This is a genomic window from Pseudomonas sp. BF-RE-25, assembly GCF_019956105.1.
Classification (GTDB): Bacteria; Pseudomonadota; Gammaproteobacteria; order Pseudomonadales; family Pseudomonadaceae; genus Aquipseudomonas; species Aquipseudomonas migulae.
Genome location: NZ_JAHBDB010000044.1, coordinates 127,210 through 151,979 on the forward strand (window position 1 = coordinate 127,210; position 24,770 = coordinate 151,979).

Consider the following 24,770-nt stretch of genomic DNA (forward strand, 5'->3'; position numbering starts at 1 on the left):
AGCATAGTCGATCATGCATGGATACCGATGTTCTCGCGAGCCCTTGTGCACGGGATGAACAGGTCTGTGAATGCTGTATTTCGTCGCTGTAGCGCCATCATTACTGTGAACGTGCCCGAGGAGAAGACGTGGATTCCCGATTGAATGCTTTTCTTGAACGCGCCGATGCCGTTCTGGCCCGTATCGAACCGCTCTTGCCCGCACCTCGGCAAGCCATCGACTGGACGCATTGCCTGGCCGCACGCTGGCAGCGGGAAGGGCGCAGCGGTTTTCTGCTGCCGCTGCAGGTCAGCCTCGATACGCGGCTGTCCGACCTGATCGGTGTTGACCGCCAAGTAGAGCAACTGGGCCGAAACACTCAACAATTCCTCGACGGCATGCCAGCCAACCACGCGTTGCTCTGGGGCTCGCGTGGCACCGGTAAATCGTCGCTGGTGCGCGCGCTGCTGGCCGAACACGCCAAGACCGGTCTGCGACTGATCGAGATCGAACGCGATCACTTGGCGGACTTGCCGCGTGTGGTCGAGCAAATCGCCAAACTGCCCCAACGTTTCGTGCTGTTCTGCGATGACCTGTCGTTTGAGGCAGGCGAGGGCGACTATCGCGTGCTCAAGAGCGTGCTCGACGGCTCTCTCGAACAGGCGCCGGACAACGTTTTGCTGTACGCCACTTCCAACCGTCGCCACCTGGTGCCGGAAAAGGAAAGCGATAACGAAAACTGGAAAAGGGTCGACGGCGAATTGCACCCCAGCGAGGCTGTGGAAGACAAGATCGCGCTGTCAGACCGTTTCGGCCTGTGGTTGTCGTTCTATCCGTTTACGCAGGAACACTTCCTTAATGTGGTCGAGCACTGGATCGGTCAACTGGCCGACAAGGCCGGCCTGAAGTGGCAGCGTGACGAAGAACTGGACATCCTCGCGGTGCGTTGGGCCACCGGCCGAGGCAATCGCAACGGACGTTGCGCCTATCAATTTGCCCGCTATTGGGTCGGGCTGAAGCTGTTGGAGCACAAGGCATGATCGATTTACAACAAAGCGGCCAAGGCCTCGAAGGCTACGGCATGCTGCACGCGCAACTGGAATCCTTGCTGGCGGACGAGCGTGATTTCATCGCCAACGCCGCACAGTTTTCCGCGTTCCTGTACAACCAGCTCGACGACTTGAACTGGGCCGGTTTCTACCTCAATCGCAATGAAGAGCTGGTGCTGGGTCCGTTCCAGGGGCAGATCGCTTGCGTACGCATCCCGTTCGGTCGTGGCGTGTGCGGGACAGCGGCGGCGACGTTGCAGACTCAGTTGGTCGAAGACGTGCACGCCTTTCCCGGGCACATCGCCTGCGACAGCGCGTCGAACAGCGAACTGGTCGTGCCGCTGGTCAAGGACGGTCGCATGATCGGCGTGCTGGATCTCGACAGCCCGAAACTGGCGCGCTTCACCGAACATGATCAAGCCGGGATTGAAAAGCTGGCGGCCATCTTCCTGCGCCTGACCGACTGCTGATCACGCCCTCAAGCCTGCCTTGGCCAGCAGGCCTGGCGGGTCTACGGCATCGATCTGTTGCGGATCGAGATATCGCTCGGCGTATTGCCGGTAGATTTCGGCGTTGATGAACAGCCTGAACAGTTCCGGGTCGATGTGGGCGTCACGGCACATGGTGGCCATGATGCCCAGTGCTTCGCTCAACGGCTTGGCTTTCTTGTAGGGACGATCGGCGGCGGTCAGCGCTTCGAAAATATCGGCTATCGCCATCATCCGCGCCGGCAGGCTCATTTCCTCGCGCTTCAACTGTTTTGGATAACCGGTGCCGTCCATTTTTTCGTGGTGGCCGCCGGCGATTTCCGCGACGTTGTTGAGGTGGCCGGGGAAGGGCAGGTGGCTGAGCATCAGGATCGTCTGCACCATGTGGTGATTGATGATGTAACGCTCCTCGCGCGTCAACGTGCCTCGGGCAACGCTCAGGTTGTAGAGTTCGCCCCGGTTGTACTTGTAGTGGGGCACATCGAGTTTGAAACCCCAGGGATTGTCTTCCGGCATCAGCTCGCCTTCGGCGCGTTCGAACAGGTGCTCCGGTTTGTCCGCCAGCAGCGGCTCGCTGACCGGCAGGGTCGGCGCCGATGTTCGCGCCTGACGCCGGTTCTCTTCCCAGGAAACGCCCAGTCGGTCATCAAGGGTTCGGGTCCAGGTGCGCTGGGCCAGGCTGCGCAGGCGCTGCAAATCGGACTCGGCCATCGCCTCGCCGCCCAGATTGCAGCGGGCAACAAACGCGAAATCATCGTCCAGCGCCGCCAGAGTGGCATCGCGCAGCTCTGCCAGGTGCTGCTCGTCACCGCCCAGGGCAATGGCTTGCCAGTAGCTGATCCAGGCGTCGCGCTTGAGCACTTCGAAGCGGGTGCGGATTTCGTGGATGCGGTCGTTCAGGGTTTCCAGCTTGGTGGCTTTATCGACCACGTACTCCGGCGTGGTGACCTTGCCGCAGTCATGTAGCCAGGCGGCGATGTGCAGCGCCTCCCACTCGTCCTCGGTCGGTTGATAACTGCTGAAGGCTGGGTCCTGACTCGCCGCGGCAGCCTGGGCGAGCATCAACGTAAGCGCCGGCACTCGCTGACAATGGCCGCCGGTGTAAGGGCTTTTCGCGTCGATGGCACCGGCCAGCAGTTGAATGAACGCGTCCAGCAGCTGTTTTTGTTTGGCTTGCAGGCGCTGACTTTCGATACTCACGGCGGCCGCGCCGGACACAGCCTGAAGGAACGCGATACGGTCCGGACGAAGCTTTTCCAGATCACTTTGATCGCCGCTGTCCGCCAGCAACAGGACCAGCAGGCCCACGGTTTCGTTATGGCGATTGTGCAGGCGGATACCGATCAGATGCACCCGCGGGCATTCCATCGCCAGCAACACTTTCTGCAAATCCCCCACTTGGTCGAAACCGAGGCTGGTGACCACGTTGTCGGCATGCGACAGCTGCTGTAGCCAGGCAGGGCTCTGTGGGTCCTGGAGTTCATGGCTGCGAATGTCGAACGCGGGCAATGCCTGTGAAATGTCGTTGATGACCAGGCCATGAGGTGTCATGCGATCGCCGTCATTTTCCCGCAGATAGATCAGGCCCGCCTGGGCCTGTCCGATTTTCACGGTTTCGAACAACACCCTTTCCAGCAAGGGGGCAAACCGGGTCTCGGCGCTCAGGCTGTCGGTGATCCGGAAAAAGCTCGCCAGGGTGTCTTTCATGCGCGCCATCGACACGCTCAGTTGGTCGACTTCGAGTACCGGAGAGCGACGGGAGGCCGGAAATTTGAAATTGAAACTGCGAATCGCATCGGCTTCCTGCACCAGAGCACGCAGGGGGGTGACCAGAATTCTGGAGGTCAACCAGCCCAAGGGCAGGCACAAAAGCAACGTGGCCAGCGTAATCAGCGCGCCCTGCCAACGCATGCGGTAGGCATCGGCGAGCAATTCGTCTTCCGGTACCAGCAGCGCCAGTTGCAGCCCCTGCGGACCACCTTCCTGCATGCTGCTGCGGGCAACGATCCACTGCCGGCCGGCGGCCCTCAGCCGATTGCCTGTTGGCGGGTTGTTCAGCAATGCGCCGAGGCCGGGACTCAGGTCGGCAGCCTTGCTCAAGCGTGCGGTCTGATCGTCGACGATCAGTTTGTTGCTGTCGGGGTATGCGATGGCATTGCCCTGGGCATCGAACAGCACGATTTCGGTATTGGGGGTTACAACGTGCTTGGCCAGCGTCGCGGACAGTTCCGCCAGGGTCAGGTCGGCGCCCATGATGGCGTGCTCGCCGCTGCGCCGGGCGAGGGTGGTGCCGATATTGCGGGTGGAGAAAAAGAGGTAGGGCTCGGTGGTGATCTGATCGCTGTCGCCGCGAGCGCTGGAGTACCAGGCGCGGGTGCGCGGATCGTAGGTGTCGTCGGGGTTGTCGTGACGGCTGAGGAGGTTCAGGTCCTGATCGAAAAACAATGACTGGGAATGCACCGGGCCGCGGTTCTGCTCGATGCTCCAGACTTGATAAACCGCCTTGTCCGGGGCCTTGAGCAGCGCTTTCAGGGCGGCGGTTCGCAAGGGGCGAACCATGAAAAAATCACCGTTGTCGTAGCCCAGATACAGCGAGGCCAGGTCAGGATTGTCCTTGAGCGACTGACTGAAGGGTTTGAGCAATGCCAGGCGCTGCTCCAGGTCAGGCGCCTGCGCCGCCGGGTTGAACACCAACAGGCTCAACAGATGGCGAATGGGCCCATAGGTGGCGTGCAGGTCCAGGCGGACATCTTGCTCGATGCGCTCGAAGAGCTTCTCACTGCTGGACAGAATGATTTGCGTGGTTTGCCCATAGTTGAAAATGCCCAGCACCACGCCAGTCAGCAGCAACAGGAAGGTGAACATCACGCTGATATGGACGTGCAGGGGAAACCGTCGTTGATCCGGGCGCAGTGGGCTGGTCATTGCAGGGTCTCTCCATGATGTTTAACACACTGCTCAGCGCCCAAGCATAGTTAATGCTCCGTCATTCTGCTTTTGTCGTTTTGTCCAATTTGTTGCTGCAATGCCTGTTCCAGTTCAAGCATGGCGCGCTCCATGGCTTTGCAGCATTGCGCCACTTCTTCGTGATGGAAGACGCCATGGCAGACCTGCTCAAGCGCCTCGCAGCTGTCCATCAAACGGGTGGCCTGGACAATGCGCGCGGCGCCCTTGATTTTGTGGGCGATGTCGAGAAAAGCCCGCGGGTCTTTTGACCGGGATAATGCCCGCAGCGCTAGCAGGTCCTGGCGGTTACTGCTCTGCAGCTCGGTCAACAATCGCCTGTCCATCACGGGATTGCCACCGGTCAACAGGTGCAGACCTTGCAGGCTGAAGGCGGGATCGCGAACGGGCGGTTTGATGCCGGCCACCCATTCGCTCAACGCGGTCAGCGTCAGTGGCTTGAACAGGCAGTCGTCCATCCCGGCTTGTTTGCAGCGCAGTAACTCTTCGGGCTGTGCGTTGGCGGTGAAGCCGAGCACGGTGCAGGGCGGTCGTTTCGAATGCTGTTCATGGCGGCGAATGGCGCGGGTCAGCTCGTATCCGTTCATGACCGGCATGTTGGAATCGACAATCACCAGGTCGAACAGCCCGTTTTTCCACGCTTCCAGTCCAGCTTCGCCGTCTTCTGCGACGCTGAATCGATGCCCCAGAAACTCCAGTTGCTGACACATCAGCAAGCGATTGGCCGGGTGATCGTCGACCACCAGAACGTTCAAGGGCGTCGTCGTGTGGATGGGCACTTCAGCAGCTTTCGGCACCTGTTCGACGGGCACTGTGGCCAGGTGCAGCGAAACCTGAACCTGCGTGCCTACCCCCGGCTGGCTGCTCAAATGCAGGCTGCCGCCCATCATTTCGCACAGGCTTCGGCTGATCACCAGACCCAACCCGGCGCCGCCTCTGCCGGCCTGCCCTTGGTCATTGGCCTGGGCGAAAGGTTCGAACAGCCGTTGCTGATCCTGTTCGCTGATACCGATGCCGCTGTCCTCAACCAGCAACAGCATCCGGATGTGCCCGGGCTCGGTGCCCGGGAGCAACTCAACGGTGATTCTGACCTCGCCTTGCTCGGTGAATTTAATGGCGTTGCTGACCAGATTCGACAGCACCTGCTTGAAACGCATTGGGTCCAGCAGGACACCGACGGGCGGGTTGGCCGGGTTGAACTCAAGTCGCAGATCGAGGTTTTTCTGGCGGGCCAGCCCATCGAAGATCCTTGCAACCGAGCCGATGATTTCAAGCGGATTGACGCGTTGCGGGCTCAGGCTCAGGCGTCCGGATTCGATGCGGGCGATGTCGAGAATGTCCCCGATTAGTGCCAGCAGGTCCTTCGCCGAGTTGTACGCCACGTCGATGGCCGGGCGATCCGGATGGTTGCGATCGATCCGCCTCAGCGTCAGTTCGAGCATGCCGATGACGGCATTCATCGGGGTGCGGATTTCATGGCTCATGGTCGCCAGGAACGTGCTTTTGGCCCGGTTGGCTTCATCGGCGCGATCTTTCGCGCAGCGCAGCTCGTCGAACAGCTGTCGCCGTTCACGCAATTGATCGTTCAACGCACGCTCAGCCGCCTGGCGTTGTTTTATCTGGCGACGCATGTAAGCGTTCCACGCCGCGGAAATCAGCAGCAGTACGCCGGCACCGATAACGATCTGATAGAACAATCGCTGGTAGTTGCGCCAGGTACTTTGCGACGACGCCGAATAGCCACGCCAGCGGCTGTTGATGATGCCAAGCTCTTCCGGCGCGATGCTCAGCAGCGCCTTGTTGAGGATGGCGTTGAGTTCTTTGGCGTCTTGCCCGGTCGCCAGCGAGAACGCGGCCTGGCGGGTGCCGATGGTGGTGCTGATCTGAAGCGTGTGTTCAAAGAGACGCGATGACATGAAGTAGTTGGCGATCACCAGTGAGTTCACCGCACCTTCCGCTTTGCCTTCGGCGAGCAACTCAACCGCGCTGAACGTGTCTGGCGTCTCTATCAGCTTGATTCGCGGGAACTCGCGACGCAGGTAATCCACCAGTGGGTTGCCTTGGGCGATGGTCAGGCGCTTGCCTTGCAGTTGCTCAAGGTTGATCGGGCTGTCGGTGGCTTTGCGCGTCAGCAACACAAAGGAGTTTTGCAGATAGGGACGGGTGAAGTTCAGGATCGTTTCACGTTCGGCGCTGGGTAGCAGGGCGGCGATCACGTCGGCCTGATGGTCTTTGATCTGTTTGATCATCTCGTCGTCGCTTCGGCTGCGTCGGATATCGAAGCGCAGGCCGGTACGCAATCTGATCAGTTCGAGCAGGTCTGCGGTAACGCCGCGAAAGTTGCCATCGCTGTCGAAAAACGTCAGTGGTGCATAGGCTTCATTGACCACCACGCGCACCACCGGATGTTGCGCGAGCCAGCGTTCTTCGAGGTGGGTGAGCTGCAGTTTCTGGTCGGTGAGCAGAATGTCGCTGCCGGCACTCCAGCGTTCGGCAATGTTTTCCCGCTCGCTGGCGGGGATGGCCATGAGCATCGCGTTGATGATTGCGAGCAATTCCGGGTTGTCTTTGTGCACGGCAAAACTGAATCCGTGGGCCTCGTGTTTGCCGAAGTTGGCCATGCGGATATTGTTCAGGTAACCCTTGTTGATCATGTAGTGGGTCGAGATGGTGTCGCCGAGGAAGACGTCAGCCTGGTCGAAAGCCACGGCATTGATTGCATTCTGATAGGACGGATAAGACGTGATAACGGCTTTGGGATACAGGGCCCGGACTTCCTCCAGCGGCAAATAGTGATACACCATGCTCAGCCGCAGACCGGCGAGGCCGTCGGTCAGGGATCGGGTTTCTCCTTCCCGTGTCACCAGAACCGGCTGGTCCACGGCGTAGGGGGTTGAAAGCACAATATCGGTGTTGTGAGCCTCAAAGCCATTGGCGGTGCCGAGCAGATCGACCTCGCCTTTTTCGAGCGCCTTGATCGCAGCCCCTCGGGACGCGAAGCGCTGCACCTTGATCGGCAAACCGATGGCCTTGCCGAGGAGGCCCGCGTAATCGGCGGTGAAACCTTCGTAATCCTGGCCGCTGACGGTCAGGTCGAAAGGTGGGTAGTCCGGCGCTGACGTGCCGAGAATCAGTTGCCGTTTACCGCTGATCCATTGTTGTTGTGCTTGATCCAGTTGGACGTCCAGGTGTCCGGCCGTTGAGCGACTGAGCAGGTTGTAGTGCTCGCTGGCTGGCTGTGCGGCAAGCACCGAAGAGGTCAGGCATACGGCGGCCATGAGTAGCAGATAATCCTTTATGCGACTGGGCATCCTGTGTCTCACACCAATGCGTTACGTTTTGCCATCTCGATGAGTTCAACCAGGGATTTGGCTCTGAGTTTTTGCATGAGTCTTTTTTTGTAGGTGCTCACAGTCTTGTTGCTGAGAAACATGCCTTTGGCAATTTCCTTGTTGGTGCGGCCCTGGGCAAAAAGTTGCAACACCATCAGCTCTCGGTCGTTGACTGACTTGAACAGTTCCAGTTCTGCACAGCGCACCTCATCGCCGCGAACAGGATTCAGGGCCTGGCTCGGGAAGTAGTTGTAACCGGACAATACTGCTTTGATAGCACTCACCAGTTCACTCAGGTCTTCCTGTTTGCATACATAACCTGAAGCACCGGACTGCATGCAGCGAATACCGAAAAGTGTCGGGCACTGTGCAGTTAATACCAGTGTTTTCAGGGGGGTACTCATTGCGTTGAAGCGGGCGAGAACTTCGAGGCCATCCAGTTTCGGAATGCTGATATCGAGAATGACCAGGTCGGGCATGCATTCGCGAACCATCTGCATGGCATCGACCCCATTGTCGGTTTCGCCGACGACTTTGTAGCCTTCGTGCTCCAGCAACATTCGGACGGCGAGACGGATGACAGGGTGATCGTCGACAATAAAAACGGAGTTCATAATCAAATCCCATACGAGCTCTAATAAAGCGCGCACCTTAGCTCAGATAGTTGAGGGGACGCATGAACTGACGGACCTCAAGCAGCAATATAGGAATAATCCTACAAGCGAATAGGAAAGGGGCTACGAATCAACTAGGTTTTTAATGAGGGTGGCTGGAAGTTGCGTGTGATCAGTCAGTCTGTTGGAGGTTTTTGTTTGTTGTTTTCAAGTTGTGTATTGATAAACAGTTATCGCAGTTGTGCTGTTTTCATAATAAGGCCAAGGTCAATAAGTTTCTGAATTCGGATTGTTTCAAGGGTTTGATCAAATAGCCAAGTAAGGGGATCTCGTGTTCGTTGGCTGTTTTCTCAAGTTCATCAAGTTCTGTACAACTCAAGCTGCTTAACAGTATGGCCTGCCTGATCATTCCTCGCTGGCTGGCGAACTGGACAAGATCAAGTCCGGGAAGGTCGGGCAAACATTGATCGCACAATAGAAGATCGAACGGTTGCACAGCCCTGAACATTTGCTGCAACGCGCCTTTGGCACTGTCGGTGGTGGTCAGTTGAGTGAAGCCGTAACTTTCAAGCAGGTACTGAGTTGCCCTGAGTTGAAAGGGATGATCTTCCACCAGCAGGATGCGCAGGTCGTCTTTGAACATGGAGTTATTCACGCTTCGTCTCTGGGGCGCGTGATTATTTCGCGAGTATTCCGAGTAATCGATCAGCTTGCTCGACGTGAGGTGTAGGGCGATTCAGCGAACGTTGAGTGCACTTGGGCGTTGGGAGGCTGATCAGCCATTTCAGGCGGCGTAATGGCTGATCTGCCTTCTCTCATCAGTGGCTCGAACGACCGGTCATCTCCAGGGCCATTTCGCTGGCATAGCTGTCGGTCATGCCGGCGATGAAGTCAATCATGCGCAGGAACGACGTGTGCAATGGCCCGTGAGGGTCTGGCGCGTTGTTACCCAGCAAATCGAGGATGCGACGGCTCTTGAACGAAGGCGTCCGACCGTTGTGCTGTTCCAGCGCTGCGCCGCAGAAGGCATTGAGAAGAATTTCCAGCGTGGTATAGGCACCGATTTCGTGCAGGGTCTTGCGCTTGTCCTGAAAGATTTTCTTGCGCGCCATGTCCTTGGCATTCAGTACGCAACGCTTGGCCGGACCGTGCATGTGCTCCACCAGATCACAGGGCAGTGTACCGGCCAGCAATGCATCCTGTTGCTCGACAAAAGCGCGGGCGGCGGCGTTGGTCAGGTGTTCGATGGCTTTGCCGCGCAGGATCGCCAGTTTGCGTCGGCGCGAGTCACGCGGGCCGAGCAGGCGATAGGTTTCCGGCAGATCGTCGCCGACCAGGTCCAGCAACAGGGACTCGACTTCGGCGTACTCCAGCAACTCCATTTCCAGACCGTCTTCCAGATCGATCAGCGCGTAGCAGATGTCATCGGCGGCCTCCATCAGATAGACCAGCGGATGGCGGGCCCAGCGCTGCTCTTCGAGCTGCGGCAGGCCGAGTTTATGAGCGATCTGCTCCAGCAGCGGCAGCTCACTCTGATAGCAGCCGAATTTGTGCTTTTTGTAACCCAGCGAATCGGCGTGCATGGCCGTCCATGGGTATTTCAGGTAAGTGCCCAGCGTGGCGTAGGTCAGCCGGGTACCGCCATCGAACTGATGGTACTCAAGCTGCGTGAGCACCCGGAAACCCTGGGCGTTGCCTTCGAAGTTGAGGAAGTCATTGCGTTCGGCTTCGCTCATTGCATCCAGCCAGCCGCGGCCGGCAGCCTGTTGGAACCAGTGACGGATCGCGTCTTCGCCGGAGTGGCCGAAGGGCGGGTTGCCGATGTCGTGGGCCAGGCAAGCGGATTGCACCACCATGCCCAGGTCACTGGGTTCGCACCAGTCGGGCAGGGCGCTGCGGATGGTTTCACCGACACGCATGCCCAGCGAGCGGCCGACGCAACTGACTTCCAGCGAATGGGTCAGGCGCGTGTGGATGTGATCGTTGCTGGTGACCGGATGCACCTGGGTCTTGCGTCCGAGGCGGCGAAACGCTCCCGAGAAAATGATGCGGTCGTGGTCTTTGTGGAAAGGGCTGCGGCCGAGTTCTTCCGGGCTGTGCAACGGCTTTCCGAGGCGTTCGCGGGTAAGCAGGGTTTGCCAATCCAAGGCTGATTCTCTCCGTCAGGTGACTGATGCCTTTAGCTTCCCGGTTCGCGTCAGGACCTGCAAGCGGAACTACAGACCCGCGGCGTCGATATCGATGAGCAGCAGTCGCTCGCCGTTGGCGAAAAATTGCCCGGCGGTGAGGCAGTACTGGTTGCTGGTGGCGTCGCGGTAAGTGTTGGAAAGCGTCAGTCGGCGCTCATCCCAACCCTCCGCCAGCAAATGATAAAAGTACGGACGCCATGACCAGTTATGGCCCAGGTAGCGATCGTCGGCTTCCCAGCTGCTGTTGCGCCATTCGAGGTTGGGCGTCAGTTGGGTGCCGTGGCGGTCGCATTGATAGAAACGCAAGAGCCAGGGAAAGGCGTCCAATTGTGGCAATGCGCTCAGCGGCGCGCGGGCCTGGGCCCAGGCTTGCAGAATCGCCATCAGCTCGCAAAGTTGCTGGCGCATGATCATCAGGCGACCGCGCTCAGCCAGTTTCTGCTGTACGTAGCGCTGACGCAGCTGGGCGAAGCGCTCGACGAAGGCGTCGGTGGCGAAGAAGTCTGCTTGTGCGCGGGCGAACAGAAAACCCTGCACATAGCGCGATCCGCACTCCAGGGCAAAATTCAGTTGAGCATCGGTTTCCACCCCTTCGGCAATGATCCAGCAGCCGGTTTTCTCCGCCATTTGCGCCAGGGCCTTGACCACGTCGCTGCTGGGGCCGCCCAACGCCGCGGCCTGGAACAGTCGCATGTCGAGCTTGAGAATGTCCGGTTGCAGGGCCAGCACGCGATCGAGCTGTGAGTAACCGGCACCGAAATCATCGATGGCGATTCGCGCACCGGCGTGTCGGTATCGCGCCACCACGTCGGCCAGACGCTGGATGTCGCCGCCCAGTTCGGTGATCTCGAACACGATTCGCTGCGGGTCGACGCCGTGCCGGCTCAATTGCTTGAGGCTCGGCAGTGCCTGCTCTGGACGCAAGCGACTGATCCAGCGCGGTGACATGTTCAGGCTGAGAAACCACTCCGGGGGCGCTTCATGCAAACGGCTCAGGGCGTTATCGCGGATCTGGCGGTCCAGGCGACGCAGGGCGATGGCGGGTGTTCTCGGGTCGGCGAACAGTGGACCCACCGAGGCCAATTGACCGTCGGCCTGACGCAGTCGGCCCAGTGCTTCGACGCCGGCGATACGGCCGGTGGCGGTATCGATGAACGGCTGAAAGCAGGCGAGCGGTTGCCCGTCGATCACGAGGCCTCCTTAGTAAGGTCTTGTTTTTGGATTGAACCTGATGCCGGGTAGGCGCGCAGGTTTGAACCCCTCGATAAAGAGGTTCATCCCGGTGATGTTGCAAGAATGCAGCCAGCTAGTGGCTTCAGTGTTTGGGCGAGTTGCCTTGCAGGATCAGCTTGATCAGCGGCCCCAGCGTGGTGCCTAGCCGAACCAGTCGGGTCAGGCTGCTGACGCCACCGCTTTTGGCGCCCTTGCCGGTCAAAAAGCCCAGCAGGGTCACGACGGCTACGCCCCAGAGCGGGGCGTGCTTGATGCCGAAGCCGTCTTGCAGGTTTTGTGTCATCCCGCGCACACGTTGCAAGGGTTGCAGCAGTTGCGCGGATTCGTGACGGATTTCCTGACGATGCATTTCCATGCGCAGACGGATCAGCGCCTTGCGCATTTCCGTGCGCGAGCTGTTGTGAGGCAGTTCAGGCAGGCTCATGGCAGCAGGCGCTCCCGATCGTTGGCCAGTTCTTCCAGGGTGCCATTGAAGGGCGAGGATTCATCGAAAATCGCTGCTCTTAAGCGCATCGCGCAGAAAATGGCCGCGAGGGTGTAGAACACGCAGAGCCCGATGATGGCGGGCAGGCGATAGGTGTCCCAAAACAGGATCAACACCAGCGTCGACAACCCCACCAGCAACAGCAAGGCAAACACCAGCGCCAGGCCTGCGAACAGCAGCAGGCTGACGGTGCGGGCTTTTTGTTCCTGCAATTCGATGCCGAACAGTTCGACATGGCTGTGCAGCAGTCCAAGGAAAGCGGCACCCAGGCGCCGCGATGAGGAGCTTGGGCCCGTCTCGGACGAGCCGGATTCACCGATCGCCATAATCAGCGCCGTGTTGCCAGCAGACCGATCAGGAAACCCACGCCGGCCGCGATCCCGACCGATTGCCATGGGTTGGCCTGAACATAGTCTTCAGTGGCGGTGACGGCGGCCTTGCCGCGTTCGCGCAGGGAGTCTTCAGTCAGTTTCAAGGTTTCGCGTGCACGCAGCAGGCTGTCGTGGATCTGTTCGCGCAACTCATCCGCCTGATCACCGGCCAATGTGGCGGTGTGTTCCAGCAACCGCTCGGTGTCGCTGACCAGAGTCTGAAAGTCGTTCATCAGGATTTCTTGAGCAGTCTTTGCCTTGATGCTGGCCATTGGTGATCTCCGTAAGTGGCTTCTGTTGCGTTCGAGTATGAGCCTTGCGCGAAGGTTCAGTACAAATGACTGGTACAACTTTTGCTATGTCGTGGTGCGTCAGCCCGCATGTTTGCGCTGTTGCTGGGCAAGAATCGAGCAAAACCTTATCTCAAATAATGAAACCTCGCGCAAAGGTTCCAACCTTGTGCGCCAAAGTGACTCATCGGGATCAATAGACTGATCCGGCGAAGTTGCAACTTGGTGCATGAATTGTCTGCGCGAACTGCTTTGGTGCTTTTTTAGCCTTCAGGTCTGCCAACTCCATGGAAAATCTGCAAAGCGCTGTGGACAGTCTGGTCCATAGCTCCAACACGTTGTTCATTCTGATCGGTGCAGTCATGGTCTTGGCCATGCACGCCGGTTTTGCCTTTCTCGAAGTCGGCACGGTTCGACAGAAGAACCAGGTCAACGCCTTGTCGAAGATCCTCAGCGACTTCGCCATTTCGACCCTTGCCTACTTCTTTATAGGCTATTGGATTTCCTACGGGGTCACCTTCATGCAACCGGCGGCGGTGATCAATGCCGATCATGGCTATGGCCTGGTGAAATTTTTCTTTCTGCTGACGTTCGCCGCAGCCATACCGGCAATCATTTCCGGCGGCATCGCCGAGCGCGCCCGGTTCGTTCCGCAGTTGTGTGCGACGGCGTTGATCGTGGCGTTCATCTATCCCTTTTTCGAGGGCATGATCTGGAACGGCAACTTCGGCTTGCAGGCCTGGTTGCTGGCGCGCTTTGGTGCCAGTTTCCATGATTTCGCCGGTTCGGTGGTGGTCCATGCCATGGGCGGCTGGCTGGCATTGGCGGCGGTGTTGTTGCTCGGGCCGAGGCAAGGTCGCTATCGCGAGGGACGCCTGGTGGCGTTCGCACCGTCGAGCATTCCCTTCCTGGCCCTGGGCTCGTGGATTCTCATCGTGGGCTGGTTCGGTTTTAACGTGATGAGTGCGCAAACCTTGCAGGGCGTCAGCGGGTTGGTCGCGGTGAACTCGCTGATGGCCATGGTGGGCGGCACCGTGGCGGCGCTGATCGTCGGGCGCAATGACCCGGGCTTTCTGCATAACGGCCCGTTGGCCGGGCTGGTGGCGATCTGCGCCGGTTCCGATCTGATGCACCCGGTCGGCGCGCTGGTGACTGGCGCAATCGCCGGGGCGTTGTTTGTCTGGTGCTTTACCGCTGCGCAAGGCAAATGGCACATCGATGACGTATTGGGTGTCTGGCCGTTGCACGGTCTGTGCGGTGTCTGGGGCGGGATCGCCTGTGGCATTTTCGGTCAGAGCGCACTGGGTGGCCTGGGTGGGGTGAGCCTGATCAGTCAGTTGATCGGAACCTCCCTCGGGGTGGTCGTGGCGCTGGCCGGCGGCTTCACCGTGTATGGCGTGATCAAGGCGTTCCATGGCCTGCGCCTGAGTCAGGAAGAAGAGTATTACGGCGCGGACCTGTCGGTGCACAAGATCGGCGCCGTGAGCCAGGACTGAGTCAGGTTTCTTCATCGTCGGCACCGGGATAAAAACCGTGCAGCAGGCGATAGCGGTCATGCCGTATCTGGTCGGCCCGCTCTTGGACCTGATGCGCGGGTATACCCAGCATGATCAACGCGTGGGAGGCGAGCATCAGGCTCGACTCCAGTAATTCGGGCACGACTTCGCTGGCGCCGGCTGCTTTCAACTCGGCCAGTTGGCTGTCGTCCCGAGTGCGTACCAGGATCGGAACGGTCGAATTTAATCGGCGCGCCTCCTGGAGAATCAGTAACGCGATATCGGCCTGGTCCACGGCAATCACCAGCAGCCTGGCACGCGCCAGTCCTACCGCCAGCAGCAGTTCACCGCGTCGTGAGTCGCCATAGTGCACACAGGTTTCACCCACGGCGGCTTCCTGGACACGCACCGGATCGGTGTCCAGCGCGATATAGGGCTGCAGCGCATTGCGCAGCGCTCGCCCGATCGACTGACCGACGCGACCGTAGCCACAGATCACCACATGGCTGTGCAATCCGGCGTTAAGCGCGCTTATTTCGTCGAGTTTGGCTTCTTCGTTGGGCTTGCGGTGCAGACGCGTTGCGATGCGGGGCGCGGAACGCAGCAACAGTGGCGTCAGCAGCATCGAGCAGAAGGTCGCGGCCAGCAGCAGTCCGCCGAGGTCGGCGGGCATCATTTTGTTTTGTTGCATCAGGGCCATCAACGCGAAGCAGAACTCGCCGCCTTGGGCCAAAGCCAGGCCGCTGCGCCAGGCGGTTTCGACATCGCTGCCGCGCCATTTGACCAGCAGCGCGACCACGCAGCCTTTGATCAGCAGCAAACCGAGGGTCAGACCGAGGATCAGCAGGCTGTGGCTGGCGAACAACTGCAGGTCGATCAACATGCCGATGCTGACGAAAAACACCCCGAGCAGAATGTCGCGGAACGGACGGATATCGGCCTCGATTTGATGGCGGTAATGACTTTCCCCCAGCAGCATGCCGGCGAGAAACGCCCCCAGGGCAGGGGAGAGACCGAGCAGGTGAGTCAGCCAGGCGGTCAGCAGCACAATGACCAGCGCCAGCAGCACAAACAGCTCGGCGGAGCGGGCCGCCGCCACTTCATGGAACAGCCGCGGCAGCAACCAGCGACTGGTCAGCAACAGCCCGACGAACAGTACAACAGTCTTGCCGAGCGTCACAGGTAACGCCCAGTACCAAGCCTGATCGCTGTTCCCGGCGAACACCGGCACCAGGGTCAGCAGCAACACCGCCACGACGTCCTGGAACAGCAGCACCGCAATGGCGTTCTGGCCGTGGCTGCTGAAAATCTCGCCGAGACTGCTCAGCTCCTTGCTGACAATGGCGGTGGACGACAGCGACAGACCGGCACCGAGCAGCAGCGCAGGGGTTACCGACATGCCGAGCAACATCAGCACCCCCCCAAGCAGTGTCGCGGTGACCAGTACTTGCAGGCCGCCCAGCCGAAACACCACGTGGCGCAACGCGAGCATTTTCGTCAGGGAAAACTCCAGCCCGAGGGAGAACAGCAGGAACACCACGCCCAGCTCGGCGAGGTCGGGCAACTCCTCGCTTTCATTGACCCAGTTGAACGCGGTCGGTCCGATCATCAACCCCACGCACAAATAGCCCAGCACCGGTGGCAGGCGCAGGCGCTGGAAAAGTGCAATAACCACCAGAGAGGAGGCGAGGATGATCAACAGGTTGGCGAACACAAAAAACTCCGGTCAAGGTGCGAGTTACTCAAGCGTAGAGGCAAAAAAAGCCGCGAGCATCGCGCAAGTGACATTGCGCTTGAGTGATTTGAGTCAGGGAGTTGCCGAAAACTTTGGAAATGCGTCGTTGCCAAGGCGCCTGAGTCATTGGCTCGACTGCTTCTTTTAGCGGGCCTAGAATAAACGCTCACTTTACCGGGTTCTGTGCTCATGCCTCCTGAATGTCAGCTTTTCGGCACCCTTGGGTGCCATCTTTGTGAAGTGGCCGAAGCCATGCTGATGGAATTTGTCGAGCGCGGTCTGCTGGTCGAGCTGGTGGATATCGCAGAGAACGAATCATGGTTCGAAGCTTACAGTTTGCGCATTCCGGTGTTACGGCGAGTCGATACCGGCGCTGAGCTGGGTTGGCCATTCAGTGCCGACCAGGTCGTGGCGTTCCTGCGCTGACCTCGACATTTTTCTCGATTCCCATCTGTCGCTGTTCTCGTTTCGGTCATTGGCGAAATGCAGGTTATTCGGTTACTGTATGTGCATACAGTTATTCCGATCACCTGCCGTGTTCTCTTGATTGCGGATTCAGGCAGGCGATCCCGGAAGTCAGGGGGATGAATCTTGGTCAATGTCGAACAGTTGAAGAACAGCGTGAACCGGATGTCGGTGGACGTGGTGCGTGAGGCCGTCCACGAGTTGCGTCTGGATGGCCTGGTCACGGAAGGAAAAACGCCGTTCAACAAGCTGCATTTCAATACCTGTTTCGCTGAAATCGAAGCATTGTTCCAGCGCGCGGGTTATCACCGGCAGCTGGACGTCGTGGGCTACCAGGGCTTGTTGTACGCACTTTACGATCCGGGTCGCTGGGAAGCGGTCGATGTGTTGCGCTGGCTCAAGGAGTTCACTGAAGCGGCGGCGCGCACGCAGTCGATTCCGGCCTGAGGATTCTCTGCTAGGTTCGGTCCGGCCTCTGTTGGATAATGCCGTCCTGCATTGAGGGTCAGAGCTTCCGTATGTCCACTTCATCTTTTTCTGCTGCGCACAGCCAGGCCAGTACGCTCTACTTGCCGCCTGGCCCGTGGCAGACCGTACTTGAATGCCTGTGCGAGCACTTCAGTGCCATCGGTCGCGAGCAATGGCTGGACCGAATCGCCCGTGGTCGCGTCCTCGACGGGCACGGTGCGCCAATCGCCCTTGATCTTCCTTACAAGGAAGGCCTGCGGATTCACTACTTTCGGGAAGTGCCGGACGAAAAGCCGATCCCTGTGGTCGAGTCGATTCTGTACGCGGACGAGCACCTGGTGGTGGCTGACAAGCCGCACTTCCTGCCTGTGACGCCAGCGGGTGAATATGTCGAGCAGACGCTGCTACGACGGTTGATCCGTCGGCTGGATAACCCGCACCTGGTGCCGTTGCATCGCATTGATCGGCATACGGCGGGGCTGGTGCTGTTTTCAGCCAATCCTCAGAGCCGTTCCGCGTATCAGTCGTTGTTTCCAACGCGGCAGATCGAAAAACGCTACGAGGCTATTGCCAGGGCATTGCCGGAACTGACCTTTCCCTTGGTCCACAAGAGTCGGCTCGTTGATGGCGAGCCTTTCTTTCGCATGCAAGAGGGGCCGGGCGCCAGCAATACCGAGACGGCCGTCGAGGTCAGGGAGAAGAACGGCGATCTCTGGCGATATGCGCTTTACCCGGTGACAGGCAAGAAACATCAGTTGCGGGTGCACATGACGGCTTTGGGGGCCAGCATCTGCAATGACCCGTTCTATCCGCAAGTGCTCAAGGATGTCGAAGACGACTATGCCAATCCGTTGAAGTTGCTCGCACAAGGGCTTCGGTTTGTGGACCCGGTCACGGGTGAGGAAAGAGACTTTGAAAGCGCTATCACCCTGCAATGGTGATGGCTGTTTTTCAGCCATGAAGAAGCCCGCATAAAGCGGGCTTTTCTGTATCCGGTTGGTGCCGCAAAGATTACAGCTCTTTGACGGTACGAACTTGATCCTTGTTGACGCGGGTTTGTTTGCCGTCCAACTGTTCAAATTCGTAGAAACCCGATTCCTTATCGTATTTTGGCGAGTCGACAGCCTGGATTTCGCGACCGTCATTCAAGGTGATCACTGCAGGCGATGCGCAACCGGCAAGGGTAGCGAGGCCGAGTGCGAGCATGAAAGCGGCGAGGGTCCGTTGAGTCATGTGTGTGTCTCCGAATATGAATTCTTTTAGTAACTGAGCTTGAGACGTTCGCGACACGCGCAAGTTCATTCTCGGGTCAGTCTGACACAGTGTTGTGGGCACTTAACAGTTCCGGTGTATTGAGGTTGGCCAGGCGAGGATCGTTGTCGGGGCACTGCAACGCCGTGGCGCCCAGTTTGCGCATGAGGCGCCCCGGGCTGCGTTCGCCGTCATTCCAGGCACTTTCGAACGCTTCTCGCAGGGCAACCGGAATGATGCACAACAAGGGTTCCCAGTGTCCGTCATGGCGCAGCATCAGCGGTTTGTCCGGATGCTCGCTGGCGGTTTCGCGCATGCTGTGGAGCAGCGCGGCATCGATGCGCGGTACGTCACAAGGCAATACCAGCAGATGCGCATGACGAGCGGCCTTCAGGCCTGCACGCATGCCAGCCAACGGACCGGGGAAATCGCCTTCGTCGTCATGGACCAACTGGTCGGCGTAGGGCGCATACTTTTCCAGATTCCTGTTGCAGGAGATGATCAGGTCATCGCTCAACGGACGGGTCTTGCGATGCAAATGCGCGATCAGTGGCTCGCCGTGCCACTCGATCAGCCCTTTGTCCTGGCCGCCCATGCGTTGGCCGCGCCCCCCTGCCAGGAGCAGAATGGAACAGGGTGGCAAATGTGTATTCAAGGTCATGGCAGGTCTCCATGGGGGCGGCGAAAAAAGGAGGCGCTGTGATATAACACCGGGCTGTTTCTCCTACAACTGGACGAGCCTATGAAAGCCAAGGCTGATGTACCTTTCGCACCGCTCAACATCGCGGTGCTGACTGTCAGCGATACCCGTACTCTGGAAACCGACACGTCAGGCCAGGTCTTCGTTGACCGCTTGATCGCTGCTGGCCATAACCTGGCCTCTCGGGTTCTGCTCAAAGATGACCTCTACAAAATCCGCGCGCAAGTCGCCAACTGGATTGCCGATGATGTGGTGCAGGTTGTCCTGATCACGGGTGGTACGGGATTCACCGGGCGCGACAGCACGCCCGAAGCGGTGAGCTGCCTGCTGGACAAGCAGGTCGATGGATTTGGCGAGCTTTTCCGGCAGATATCGGTGGCGGATATTGGCTCCTCCACTGTTCAGTCCCGCGCCTTGGCCGGTTTGGCCAATGGCACGCTGGTCTGCTGCTTGCCCGGCTCGACCAACGCTGTGCGAACCGGTTGGGACGGTATTCTCGCTGAGCAACTGGATTCGCGGCACCGCCCATGCAATTTCGTGCCTCATCTGAAACAGGCGCAGCCCTGTGAATCCCGTGGGTAAGCCAGGCAAGACAGGCAGCCTGATGGCTGTCGAAGTCGCATTGGCGCGCTTGCTGGAAATGGCTGAAACCACGCCGATTCGTGAGCGTGAGCGCCTGCCCCTGGCGCAGGTTGAGGGGCGTGTTCTGGCCGATGACCTGATCTCGACGCTTGATCTTCCTCCGTGGCCCAACAGTGCAATGGATGGTTATGCGTTGCGCGCGGCCGACTGGACGGGAGAGCCGTTGGTGGTCAGCCAGAAGATTTTTGCAGGCAACGCTCCGCCGCCTTTGACGCCCGGCACCTGTGCGCGAATCTTCACCGGTGCGCCGGTTCCTGCTGGGGCCGACTGCGTCGAGATGCAGGAAAACGCCGAAATCCAGGCGGACGAACGAGTCCGTTTCACCGAAGCCCTGGCGCCAGGACAAAACATCCGGCCACAAGGCCAGGAAACTACCGTCGGTGAACTGATTCTGCCAGCCGGCACGCGGCTTGGGCCAATTGAGCAGGGCCTGGCTGCTTCACTGGGATGCGCAGAGCTGGAGGTGATTCGCAAAGTTCGCGTCGCCGTTTTGTCCACCGGTGATGAATTGGTTGAACCGGGTAAGCCGCTGGGACCTGGCCAGATCTACAACAGCAATCGTGTGTTGCTCTGCAGCTGGTTGCAGCGATTGGGTTGTGAGGTGATCGACGCCGGTATTCTTCCAGATGACCTCGAGACCACTCGTGCCCGTCTTGCCAGTTTGGCAAGCGTCGATCTGATCCTCTCGACCGGTGGCGTATCGGTGGGTGAGGCGGATTTTCTGGGCATTGCCTTACGGGAGGAGGGCGAGCTGACATTGTGGAAACTCGCTATCAAACCGGGCAAACCGCTGACCTTCGGACATTTCCGTGGGGTTCCTGTCATTGGTTTACCTGGTAACCCGGCGTCGACCCTGGTGACCTTTGCCTTGTTGGCAAGGCCCTATCTATTGCGCCGCCAAGGCGTAAAAGTGGTTGAGCCGCTGAAATTTCAGGTGCCGGCAGGGTTTAACTGGCCCAAAGCCGGCAGTCGACGCGAGTACTTGCGTGGACGTCTGGAAAACGGCCGGGCGATCATCTACAAAAATCAGAGTTCAGGTGTACTGCGCAGCGCAGCCTGGGCCGATGGTCTGGTTGAAGTGCTGGAGGATCGCACGCTGATCGAAGGTGACAGTGTGTCTTTCATCCCGCTGAGCGAAGTTCTGGGCTGATACCTGCCTCACGCTGGCCACGCAAACCCGGTTGATCGAACCGGGTTTTGCGTTGATGGCTGACACCTAATGTGCGATGAGTGCCACGACCTGGTCGAAACGACTGTTGGCGATCCAGCCCAGAAGGCCGAGCACCACGGCTGTGCCACCGGCGGAATAGGCAAGCCGGTGTTTGATCGATTTCACGTCATTGCGGACTTCATCCATGTCTCTTCGGATGTATTCGAGGTGAGTTTCCAGTTCGACGACGCGAGGTTCCATTTCGGCTTCTCCTGTGGATTTTGCACTTTTATTGAATTCGGCTTGCTGTTTGGCCCGTCTTTCCGCGAGTGGTGCAACCGGAATGCCCGGTAACCTGATGTCATTGCTTTGCATGGTACGTCCCTGTAATTCCTGCTGATGACTGATAAACCGCAGCCACCAAGGTGTACCAATCAAAGGGGTGGGTCAATTGAGCCGATTCCTCAGGTTTTGTAAGAAAAAATCCCGCCTTGTAGGACCTCAATCCCGGACTCCTTGAAATAATTCAGTTTCCTGCGATTTTTATGGTGCGCATCGCGGTCAACATCTCCCATACGGAATGCAAACATGGGGGTGATCACAATGAGCGAACGCAAGGCACTGTTGATTCTGCATGGCAAGCAGGCGCTCAACGAGGAGGTTCGTGCGGCGGTCGAGGGCAAGCGCGCACAAGGTTGGGAGTTGGCTGTTCGATTGACCTGGGAGGCCGGCGACGCACGGCGCCTGGTGGATGAGGCGCTGGCGGCGGGCTACAGGCAGATCATCGCAGGGGGCGGTGACGGAACGTTGCGAGATATTGCCGAGGCCATGGCTGCGCAGTCGACGCAGGCCAGCCTGGTGTTGATGCCGTTGGGAACCGCCAATGATTTCGCGCGCGCTGCCGGTGTGCCTCTGGAGCCCGCCCAAGCCTTGAATCTTCTGGAAACTGAACCGTGTGCCATCGACCTGGGGGAGGTCGGTGGGCAGGTGTTTCTGAATATGGCCACGGGCGGCTTCGGCAGTCAGGTCACGGCCAATACCTCAGAGGAATTGAAGAAAGTGCTCGGAGGTGCTGCCTACCTGTTCACGGGGTTGTCACGTTTCAGCGAGTTGCATGCGGCCTATGGCGAGCTGCACGGCCCGGATTTTCAGTGGAGTGGCGAGCTGCTGGCACTGGGCATCGGCAATGGCCGTCAGGCGGGCGGTGGTCACGTGCTGTGCCCACAGGCGCTGGCGGATGACGGTCTGCTGGATATCAGTATTCTGCCTGCACCGCAGGAAGTGGTGGGTACGTTGAAAAGCTTGCTCGCCGACGGCTTCGGTATCGACAGCATGTTTGTGCGCGCCCGTCTGCCATGGGTCGAGATCAAGGTCTCGGAAGGTCTTTACATCAATCTCGATGGTGAACCACTGGAAGGCGACAGCTTGCGTTTCTCGGCGCGCCCGGCAGCACTGCGGGTACATTTGCCCGAGGACTCGCCGCTGCTGAGCGTTCCGGCAATGATCAATCGTCCAGACTGATGATCTGCTCGCGCACGGCGAACAGCACCAGGCCTGCCACGTCGTAAATCTGCAAGCGCTTCATGATTTGCGAGCGGTGGGTTTCGACCGTCTTGATACTCAAACCCAGGCCATTGGCGATTTCCCGGGTGGATTTTCCGCGAACAATCAGCCGCAGGATTTCCAGCTGACGTGCCGTCAGGTTGTGCGAGTCCGCGGGTTCCGGCTGATGTTTCTGATTACGGGTCAGCGCCTGGTTGATGACCGTATGGGCGATGGCCGGGCTCAGGTAGCGCTCGTTGTTGCGCAGGGCTTCCAGGGCATGTTCGAGTTCGGTGGCCGTGGTGTCTTTGAGCAGGTAACCGTGGGCGCCGGATTCCAGAGCTTGCATGATGAGCGCCGGGTCGGTGTGCATCGACAGAATCAGCACCTTGCTTTGCGGGCGCACGCGCTTGAGGCGCTGCAAGGCTTCAAGGCCACCGGTTTCCTTCATGGAAATATCCAGCAGCACGATGTCCGGGGACAGATGCTCGACCATTTCGAGCAGCTGCGAGCCGTCATTGGCCTCGCCGATGACGGCGTAGCCGGGAATATCCAGCACCAGAGCGCGCACGCCAGCCCTGATAAGCGAGTGGTCATCCACCAGAAGTAAGTTACAAGTCAACGCATAACCTTATTCGTACTGGCCCGTTCGAGCGCACGTGGCGCCCAGGGGAAGAGAGCTTCGATTTGAGTACCTTTGCCCGGTTCGCTGGTGACGGTCAATGTACCGCCCAGTTGATCGATACGTTCCGACATTCCGGCCATTCCGCGCTGCCCCTCACGACCCGGATCCGTCGCCGGCGCGAAACCCAGGCCGTCGTCGCTGATCAACAGCGTCAAGCCTTGAGGCTGGCGTTGCAGGCGGACCAACAGATTTTTCGCCTCGGCGTGGCGCAGTATGTTGGTCACCGCTTCCTGGGTGATTCGAAAGGCGGCCACTGCCATTTCTTCGGGGATGCCGGTCAAGCGTGAATGGCATTCCAGGCTCCAGTTCACCGTCGTATTGCCCAGTGTCTTGAGCAAATGCGCTCGCAGGCTGGCTTCCAGCCCCAGGCTGGTCAACTGTCTGGGGTTGAGGATGGCCGATACGTCACGCACTTTGGTCAGGGTTTCTTCCAGCGTGTCGCAGAGCGCCGCGCATTGCTCTTGCAGTTCTTCGGGCATTCGGCGTCTGAGCCAATCACTTTGAAGTTTTGCCGCGGTCAATAACTGGCCAATATCGTCATGCAGTTCACGACTGAGTCGATGGCGTTCGTTCTCCTGAACCTTCAATAAACGGTCGGCGAGCTCTTGAGGCTCGAACTTTATCGACTTGCGCGACAGGCGATGCTGCACCCAGACGCACGTCAGCGCTGCAATATTGAGCAGCAGCAGACTTAGCGGCAGGCGTGTGGACAGGCCATAGATCAGCAGGCTGCCGAGCGCCGAGCAGGTACACAACAAAAGCGTGAACCGACGCGCGTTTACTCGGGAGGGGGGCCACATGGTGATTGACTTGAGGCTGGCGTACATAACGGATGGAGCCAATGGATGTTCGCTGCGGGCAGACCGGTCTAATGGACTGACGGGTCTCTGTCTGAGTCACTCTGCCATTAATTGACGTCAACTAATGGTCGGCATAATACCACTTAACATACCGTTGGTCGCGTTCGGTATATATGTCTATAGAGTCAGGAAATAAAGGTTTTGGACGATAGTTCCACAATGGAAAAGTTTATCGGCAGGAAGGGAATAGTTACTTGTATCGGGCTGTCGTTGACAGACATGAAATATTCAATTGCGACATGAGCGTGATCAAGTTACAGAGTGACATCTTGGCAATATGAATACGAACCGCGGCGTTATTATCGGGTGAAATTAAGCCTGCCGTTCCGTAAAGGAAACGAGCCGGAACGGTTTGGAATTAACCGGTGGCTGAAACTGGTTTTGCCCGACCTGGTAGGCAAAGGCTTCGATCAATGAGGTTTGTTCACTGTCGTCGAGGCTGAGTTGGCCGGTGGTCTGATCGATCAGTTCGAGTTGCCAGGCCATCAATGTGAAGCAGTCTTTCAACGCATCCAGCGCCTGAGCATGCAGGTCGACGTGGTTTTGGGCATGGTTCAGCAGGCCATGAATGTGCAGCGAAAACTCCGAAACGGCGACCAGGGCGAGGGCGTCGGCCTTGTTGGCCAGCTTGAGCAGGGTGCTGAGCATGCATTCGATGGCGTCCTTGTCATTGCTGATCAGTTGCAAATGACTCAGGCACTCCTCGGATTTGGCCAGGAGTGTTTCAGCTTCGGCGAGAAACTCCGGGAACCGTTTGGCCCACTCGTTACGGTCGTTCGGCAT

The 24,770-nt window shown here is 58.7% G+C and carries 25 protein-coding genes; 9 read left to right on the forward strand and 16 right to left on the reverse strand.

Translation table 11 applies throughout. The annotated features are described in order from the left end of the window. Window positions 1-128: 128 nt before the first annotated feature. Window positions 129-1,019 carry an ATP-binding protein gene (locus KGB24_RS20085; RefSeq protein WP_008030353.1) on the forward strand — a complete coding sequence of 297 codons (891 nt, stop codon included), beginning with the start codon at window positions 129-131 and terminating at the stop codon, window positions 1,017-1,019. Then, on the forward strand, window positions 1,016-1,498 hold the full coding sequence (locus tag KGB24_RS20090) for a GAF domain-containing protein (protein ID WP_223415840.1): 483 nt from the start codon (window positions 1,016-1,018) through the stop codon (window positions 1,496-1,498). The genes KGB24_RS20085 and KGB24_RS20090 overlap by 4 nt, the downstream gene beginning before the upstream one ends. Here KGB24_RS20090 and KGB24_RS20095 read toward each other — a convergent pair whose 3' ends face one another. From KGB24_RS20095 to KGB24_RS20135, 9 genes are all read right to left on the reverse strand, one after another. Then, on the reverse strand, window positions 1,499-4,441 hold the full coding sequence (locus tag KGB24_RS20095; RefSeq protein WP_223415841.1) for an HD domain-containing phosphohydrolase: 2,943 nt from the start codon (window positions 4,439-4,441) through the stop codon (window positions 1,499-1,501). It lies immediately after the preceding gene. 50 nt (window positions 4,442-4,491) lie between these two features. Next, a complete protein-coding gene (locus tag KGB24_RS20100; protein ID WP_317846470.1) occupies window positions 4,492-7,791 on the reverse strand; it encodes a transporter substrate-binding domain-containing protein in 3,300 nt (1,099 codons plus the stop codon). Between the two features lie 8 nt (window positions 7,792-7,799). Continuing rightward, window positions 7,800-8,426, reverse strand: coding sequence for a response regulator transcription factor (locus KGB24_RS20105; RefSeq protein WP_008030344.1), 627 nt, complete (start codon window positions 8,424-8,426; stop codon window positions 7,800-7,802). A 250-nt stretch (window positions 8,427-8,676) separates the two neighbouring features. Continuing rightward, on the reverse strand, window positions 8,677-9,069 hold the full coding sequence (locus tag KGB24_RS20110; protein ID WP_223415843.1) for a response regulator: 393 nt from the start codon (window positions 9,067-9,069) through the stop codon (window positions 8,677-8,679). A gap of 175 nt (window positions 9,070-9,244) precedes the next feature. Continuing rightward, window positions 9,245-10,573, reverse strand: coding sequence for a deoxyguanosinetriphosphate triphosphohydrolase (locus KGB24_RS20115; RefSeq protein WP_223415844.1), 1,329 nt, complete (start codon window positions 10,571-10,573; stop codon window positions 9,245-9,247). Window positions 10,574-10,642: 69 nt separating this feature from the next. Continuing rightward, a complete protein-coding gene (locus tag KGB24_RS20120; protein ID WP_223415845.1) occupies window positions 10,643-11,806 on the reverse strand; it encodes an EAL domain-containing protein in 1,164 nt (387 codons plus the stop codon). 124 nt (window positions 11,807-11,930) lie between these two features. Beyond that, entirely contained in the window at window positions 11,931-12,272 is a 342-nt protein-coding gene (locus tag KGB24_RS20125; protein WP_223415846.1) for a hypothetical protein, read from the reverse strand. Then, window positions 12,269-12,658 carry a phage holin family protein gene (locus KGB24_RS20130; RefSeq protein WP_223415847.1) on the reverse strand — a complete coding sequence of 130 codons (390 nt, stop codon included), beginning with the start codon at window positions 12,656-12,658 and terminating at the stop codon, window positions 12,269-12,271. Before KGB24_RS20130 ends, KGB24_RS20125 begins: the two co-directional genes overlap by 4 nt. 2 nt (window positions 12,659-12,660) lie before the next feature. Then, a complete protein-coding gene (locus KGB24_RS20135) occupies window positions 12,661-12,975 on the reverse strand; it encodes a YqjD family protein (RefSeq protein WP_008030332.1) in 315 nt (104 codons plus the stop codon). A gap of 305 nt (window positions 12,976-13,280) precedes the next feature. Between KGB24_RS20135 and KGB24_RS20140 the strand changes: the two genes are divergently transcribed. Continuing rightward, window positions 13,281-14,489, forward strand: a complete 1,209-nt coding sequence (locus KGB24_RS20140) for an ammonium transporter (protein ID WP_008030330.1) — start codon at window positions 13,281-13,283, stop codon at window positions 14,487-14,489. 1 nt (window position 14,490) lies between these two features. Here KGB24_RS20140 and KGB24_RS20145 read toward each other — a convergent pair whose 3' ends face one another. After that, window positions 14,491-16,203 carry a cation:proton antiporter gene (locus KGB24_RS20145; RefSeq protein ID WP_223415848.1) on the reverse strand — a complete coding sequence of 571 codons (1,713 nt, stop codon included), beginning with the start codon at window positions 16,201-16,203 and terminating at the stop codon, window positions 14,491-14,493. Between the two features lie 210 nt (window positions 16,204-16,413). Here KGB24_RS20145 and KGB24_RS20150 point away from each other — a divergent pair, with 210 nt between their 5' ends. The 3 genes from KGB24_RS20150 to KGB24_RS20160 all read left to right on the forward strand — a co-directional run bounded on the left by KGB24_RS20150 (window position 16,414) and on the right by KGB24_RS20160 (window position 18,098). Beyond that, window positions 16,414-16,650 (forward strand): glutaredoxin family protein, encoded by a 237-nt coding sequence (locus tag KGB24_RS20150; protein WP_008030325.1) that lies wholly within the window; start codon window positions 16,414-16,416, stop codon window positions 16,648-16,650. A 165-nt stretch (window positions 16,651-16,815) separates the two neighbouring features. Beyond that, window positions 16,816-17,136 carry a hypothetical protein gene (locus KGB24_RS20155; RefSeq protein WP_008030323.1) on the forward strand — a complete coding sequence of 107 codons (321 nt, stop codon included), beginning with the start codon at window positions 16,816-16,818 and terminating at the stop codon, window positions 17,134-17,136. A 71-nt stretch (window positions 17,137-17,207) separates the two neighbouring features. Next, window positions 17,208-18,098: a pseudouridine synthase gene (locus KGB24_RS20160; RefSeq protein WP_032828803.1), complete on the forward strand. Its 891-nt coding sequence runs from the start codon at window positions 17,208-17,210 to the stop codon at window positions 18,096-18,098. 70 nt (window positions 18,099-18,168) lie between these two features. Here the strand turns inward: KGB24_RS20160 and KGB24_RS20165 are convergent, their stop codons facing one another. Together KGB24_RS20165 and mobA are read right to left on the reverse strand one after the other, a co-directional pair. Further along, complete coding sequence (locus KGB24_RS20165; protein ID WP_008030318.1) at window positions 18,169-18,390, reverse strand: YgdI/YgdR family lipoprotein; 222 nt, start codon at window positions 18,388-18,390, stop codon at window positions 18,169-18,171. A 76-nt stretch (window positions 18,391-18,466) separates the two neighbouring features. After that, window positions 18,467-19,069, reverse strand: coding sequence for a molybdenum cofactor guanylyltransferase MobA (mobA, locus tag KGB24_RS20170; RefSeq protein ID WP_223415849.1), 603 nt, complete (start codon window positions 19,067-19,069; stop codon window positions 18,467-18,469). 81 nt (window positions 19,070-19,150) lie between these two features. Between mobA and moaB the strand changes: the two genes are divergently transcribed. Continuing rightward, entirely contained in the window at window positions 19,151-19,690 is a 540-nt protein-coding gene (gene moaB / locus KGB24_RS20175; RefSeq protein ID WP_008030315.1) for a molybdenum cofactor biosynthesis protein B, read from the forward strand. Between the two features lie 22 nt (window positions 19,691-19,712). Then, entirely contained in the window at window positions 19,713-20,900 is a 1,188-nt protein-coding gene (gene glp, locus KGB24_RS20180; RefSeq protein WP_223415850.1) for a gephyrin-like molybdotransferase Glp, read from the forward strand. 66 nt (window positions 20,901-20,966) lie between these two features. On the opposite strand, the gene KGB24_RS20185 is transcribed toward glp, so the two are convergent. Then, window positions 20,967-21,275: a hypothetical protein gene (locus KGB24_RS20185; RefSeq protein WP_223415851.1), complete on the reverse strand. Its 309-nt coding sequence runs from the start codon at window positions 21,273-21,275 to the stop codon at window positions 20,967-20,969. Between the two features lie 228 nt (window positions 21,276-21,503). Between KGB24_RS20185 and yegS the strand changes: the two genes are divergently transcribed. Further along, window positions 21,504-22,421, forward strand: a complete 918-nt coding sequence (yegS, locus tag KGB24_RS20190) for a lipid kinase YegS (protein ID WP_223415879.1) — start codon at window positions 21,504-21,506, stop codon at window positions 22,419-22,421. On the opposite strand, the gene KGB24_RS20195 is transcribed toward yegS, so the two are convergent. The 3 genes from KGB24_RS20195 to KGB24_RS20205 form a co-directional block, all read right to left on the reverse strand. Next, entirely contained in the window at window positions 22,405-23,064 is a 660-nt protein-coding gene (locus tag KGB24_RS20195; RefSeq protein WP_032828800.1) for a response regulator transcription factor, read from the reverse strand. The genes yegS and KGB24_RS20195 overlap by 17 nt on opposite strands. Next, entirely contained in the window at window positions 23,061-23,954 is an 894-nt protein-coding gene (locus KGB24_RS20200; protein ID WP_008030303.1) for a sensor histidine kinase, read from the reverse strand. Before KGB24_RS20200 ends, KGB24_RS20195 begins: the two co-directional genes overlap by 4 nt. A 345-nt stretch (window positions 23,955-24,299) precedes the next feature. Then, entirely contained in the window at window positions 24,300-24,770 is a 471-nt protein-coding gene (locus tag KGB24_RS20205) for a hypothetical protein (RefSeq protein WP_008030299.1), read from the reverse strand.

What these genes read in the sequence shown, in the direction of transcription:
- KGB24_RS20125 (WP_223415846.1), bottom strand. Translation starts at nt 12,272, where the DNA reads ATGAGCCTGCCTGAACTGCCTCACAACAGCTCGCGCACGGAAATGCGC.
- KGB24_RS20160 (WP_032828803.1), top strand. Translation starts at nt 17,208, where the DNA reads ATGTCCACTTCATCTTTTTCTGCTGCGCACAGCCAGGCCAGTACGCTC.
- KGB24_RS20205 (WP_008030299.1), bottom strand. Translation starts at nt 24,770, where the DNA reads ATGCCGAACGACCGTAACGAGTGGGCCAAACGGTTCCCGGAGTTTCTC.
- KGB24_RS20150 (WP_008030325.1), top strand. Translation starts at nt 16,414, where the DNA reads ATGCCTCCTGAATGTCAGCTTTTCGGCACCCTTGGGTGCCATCTTTGT.
- moaB (WP_008030315.1), top strand. Translation starts at nt 19,151, where the DNA reads ATGAAAGCCAAGGCTGATGTACCTTTCGCACCGCTCAACATCGCGGTG.
- KGB24_RS20095 (WP_223415841.1), bottom strand. Translation starts at nt 4,441, where the DNA reads ATGACCAGCCCACTGCGCCCGGATCAACGACGGTTTCCCCTGCACGTC.
- KGB24_RS20185 (WP_223415851.1), bottom strand. Translation starts at nt 21,275, where the DNA reads ATGCAAAGCAATGACATCAGGTTACCGGGCATTCCGGTTGCACCACTC.
- KGB24_RS20100 (WP_317846470.1), bottom strand. Translation starts at nt 7,791, where the DNA reads ATGCCCAGTCGCATAAAGGATTATCTGCTACTCATGGCCGCCGTATGC.
- KGB24_RS20135 (WP_008030332.1), bottom strand. Translation starts at nt 12,975, where the DNA reads ATGGCCAGCATCAAGGCAAAGACTGCTCAAGAAATCCTGATGAACGAC.
- yegS (WP_223415879.1), top strand. Translation starts at nt 21,504, where the DNA reads ATGAGCGAACGCAAGGCACTGTTGATTCTGCATGGCAAGCAGGCGCTC.
- KGB24_RS20165 (WP_008030318.1), bottom strand. Translation starts at nt 18,390, where the DNA reads ATGACTCAACGGACCCTCGCCGCTTTCATGCTCGCACTCGGCCTCGCT.
- glp (WP_223415850.1), top strand. Translation starts at nt 19,713, where the DNA reads ATGGCTGTCGAAGTCGCATTGGCGCGCTTGCTGGAAATGGCTGAAACC.
- mobA (WP_223415849.1), bottom strand. Translation starts at nt 19,069, where the DNA reads ATGACCTTGAATACACATTTGCCACCCTGTTCCATTCTGCTCCTGGCA.
- KGB24_RS20200 (WP_008030303.1), bottom strand. Translation starts at nt 23,954, where the DNA reads ATGTACGCCAGCCTCAAGTCAATCACCATGTGGCCCCCCTCCCGAGTA.
- KGB24_RS20130 (WP_223415847.1), bottom strand. Translation starts at nt 12,658, where the DNA reads ATGGCGATCGGTGAATCCGGCTCGTCCGAGACGGGCCCAAGCTCCTCA.
- KGB24_RS20110 (WP_223415843.1), bottom strand. Translation starts at nt 9,069, where the DNA reads ATGTTCAAAGACGACCTGCGCATCCTGCTGGTGGAAGATCATCCCTTT.
- KGB24_RS20090 (WP_223415840.1), top strand. Translation starts at nt 1,016, where the DNA reads ATGATCGATTTACAACAAAGCGGCCAAGGCCTCGAAGGCTACGGCATG.
- KGB24_RS20105 (WP_008030344.1), bottom strand. Translation starts at nt 8,426, where the DNA reads ATGAACTCCGTTTTTATTGTCGACGATCACCCTGTCATCCGTCTCGCC.
- KGB24_RS20140 (WP_008030330.1), top strand. Translation starts at nt 13,281, where the DNA reads ATGGAAAATCTGCAAAGCGCTGTGGACAGTCTGGTCCATAGCTCCAAC.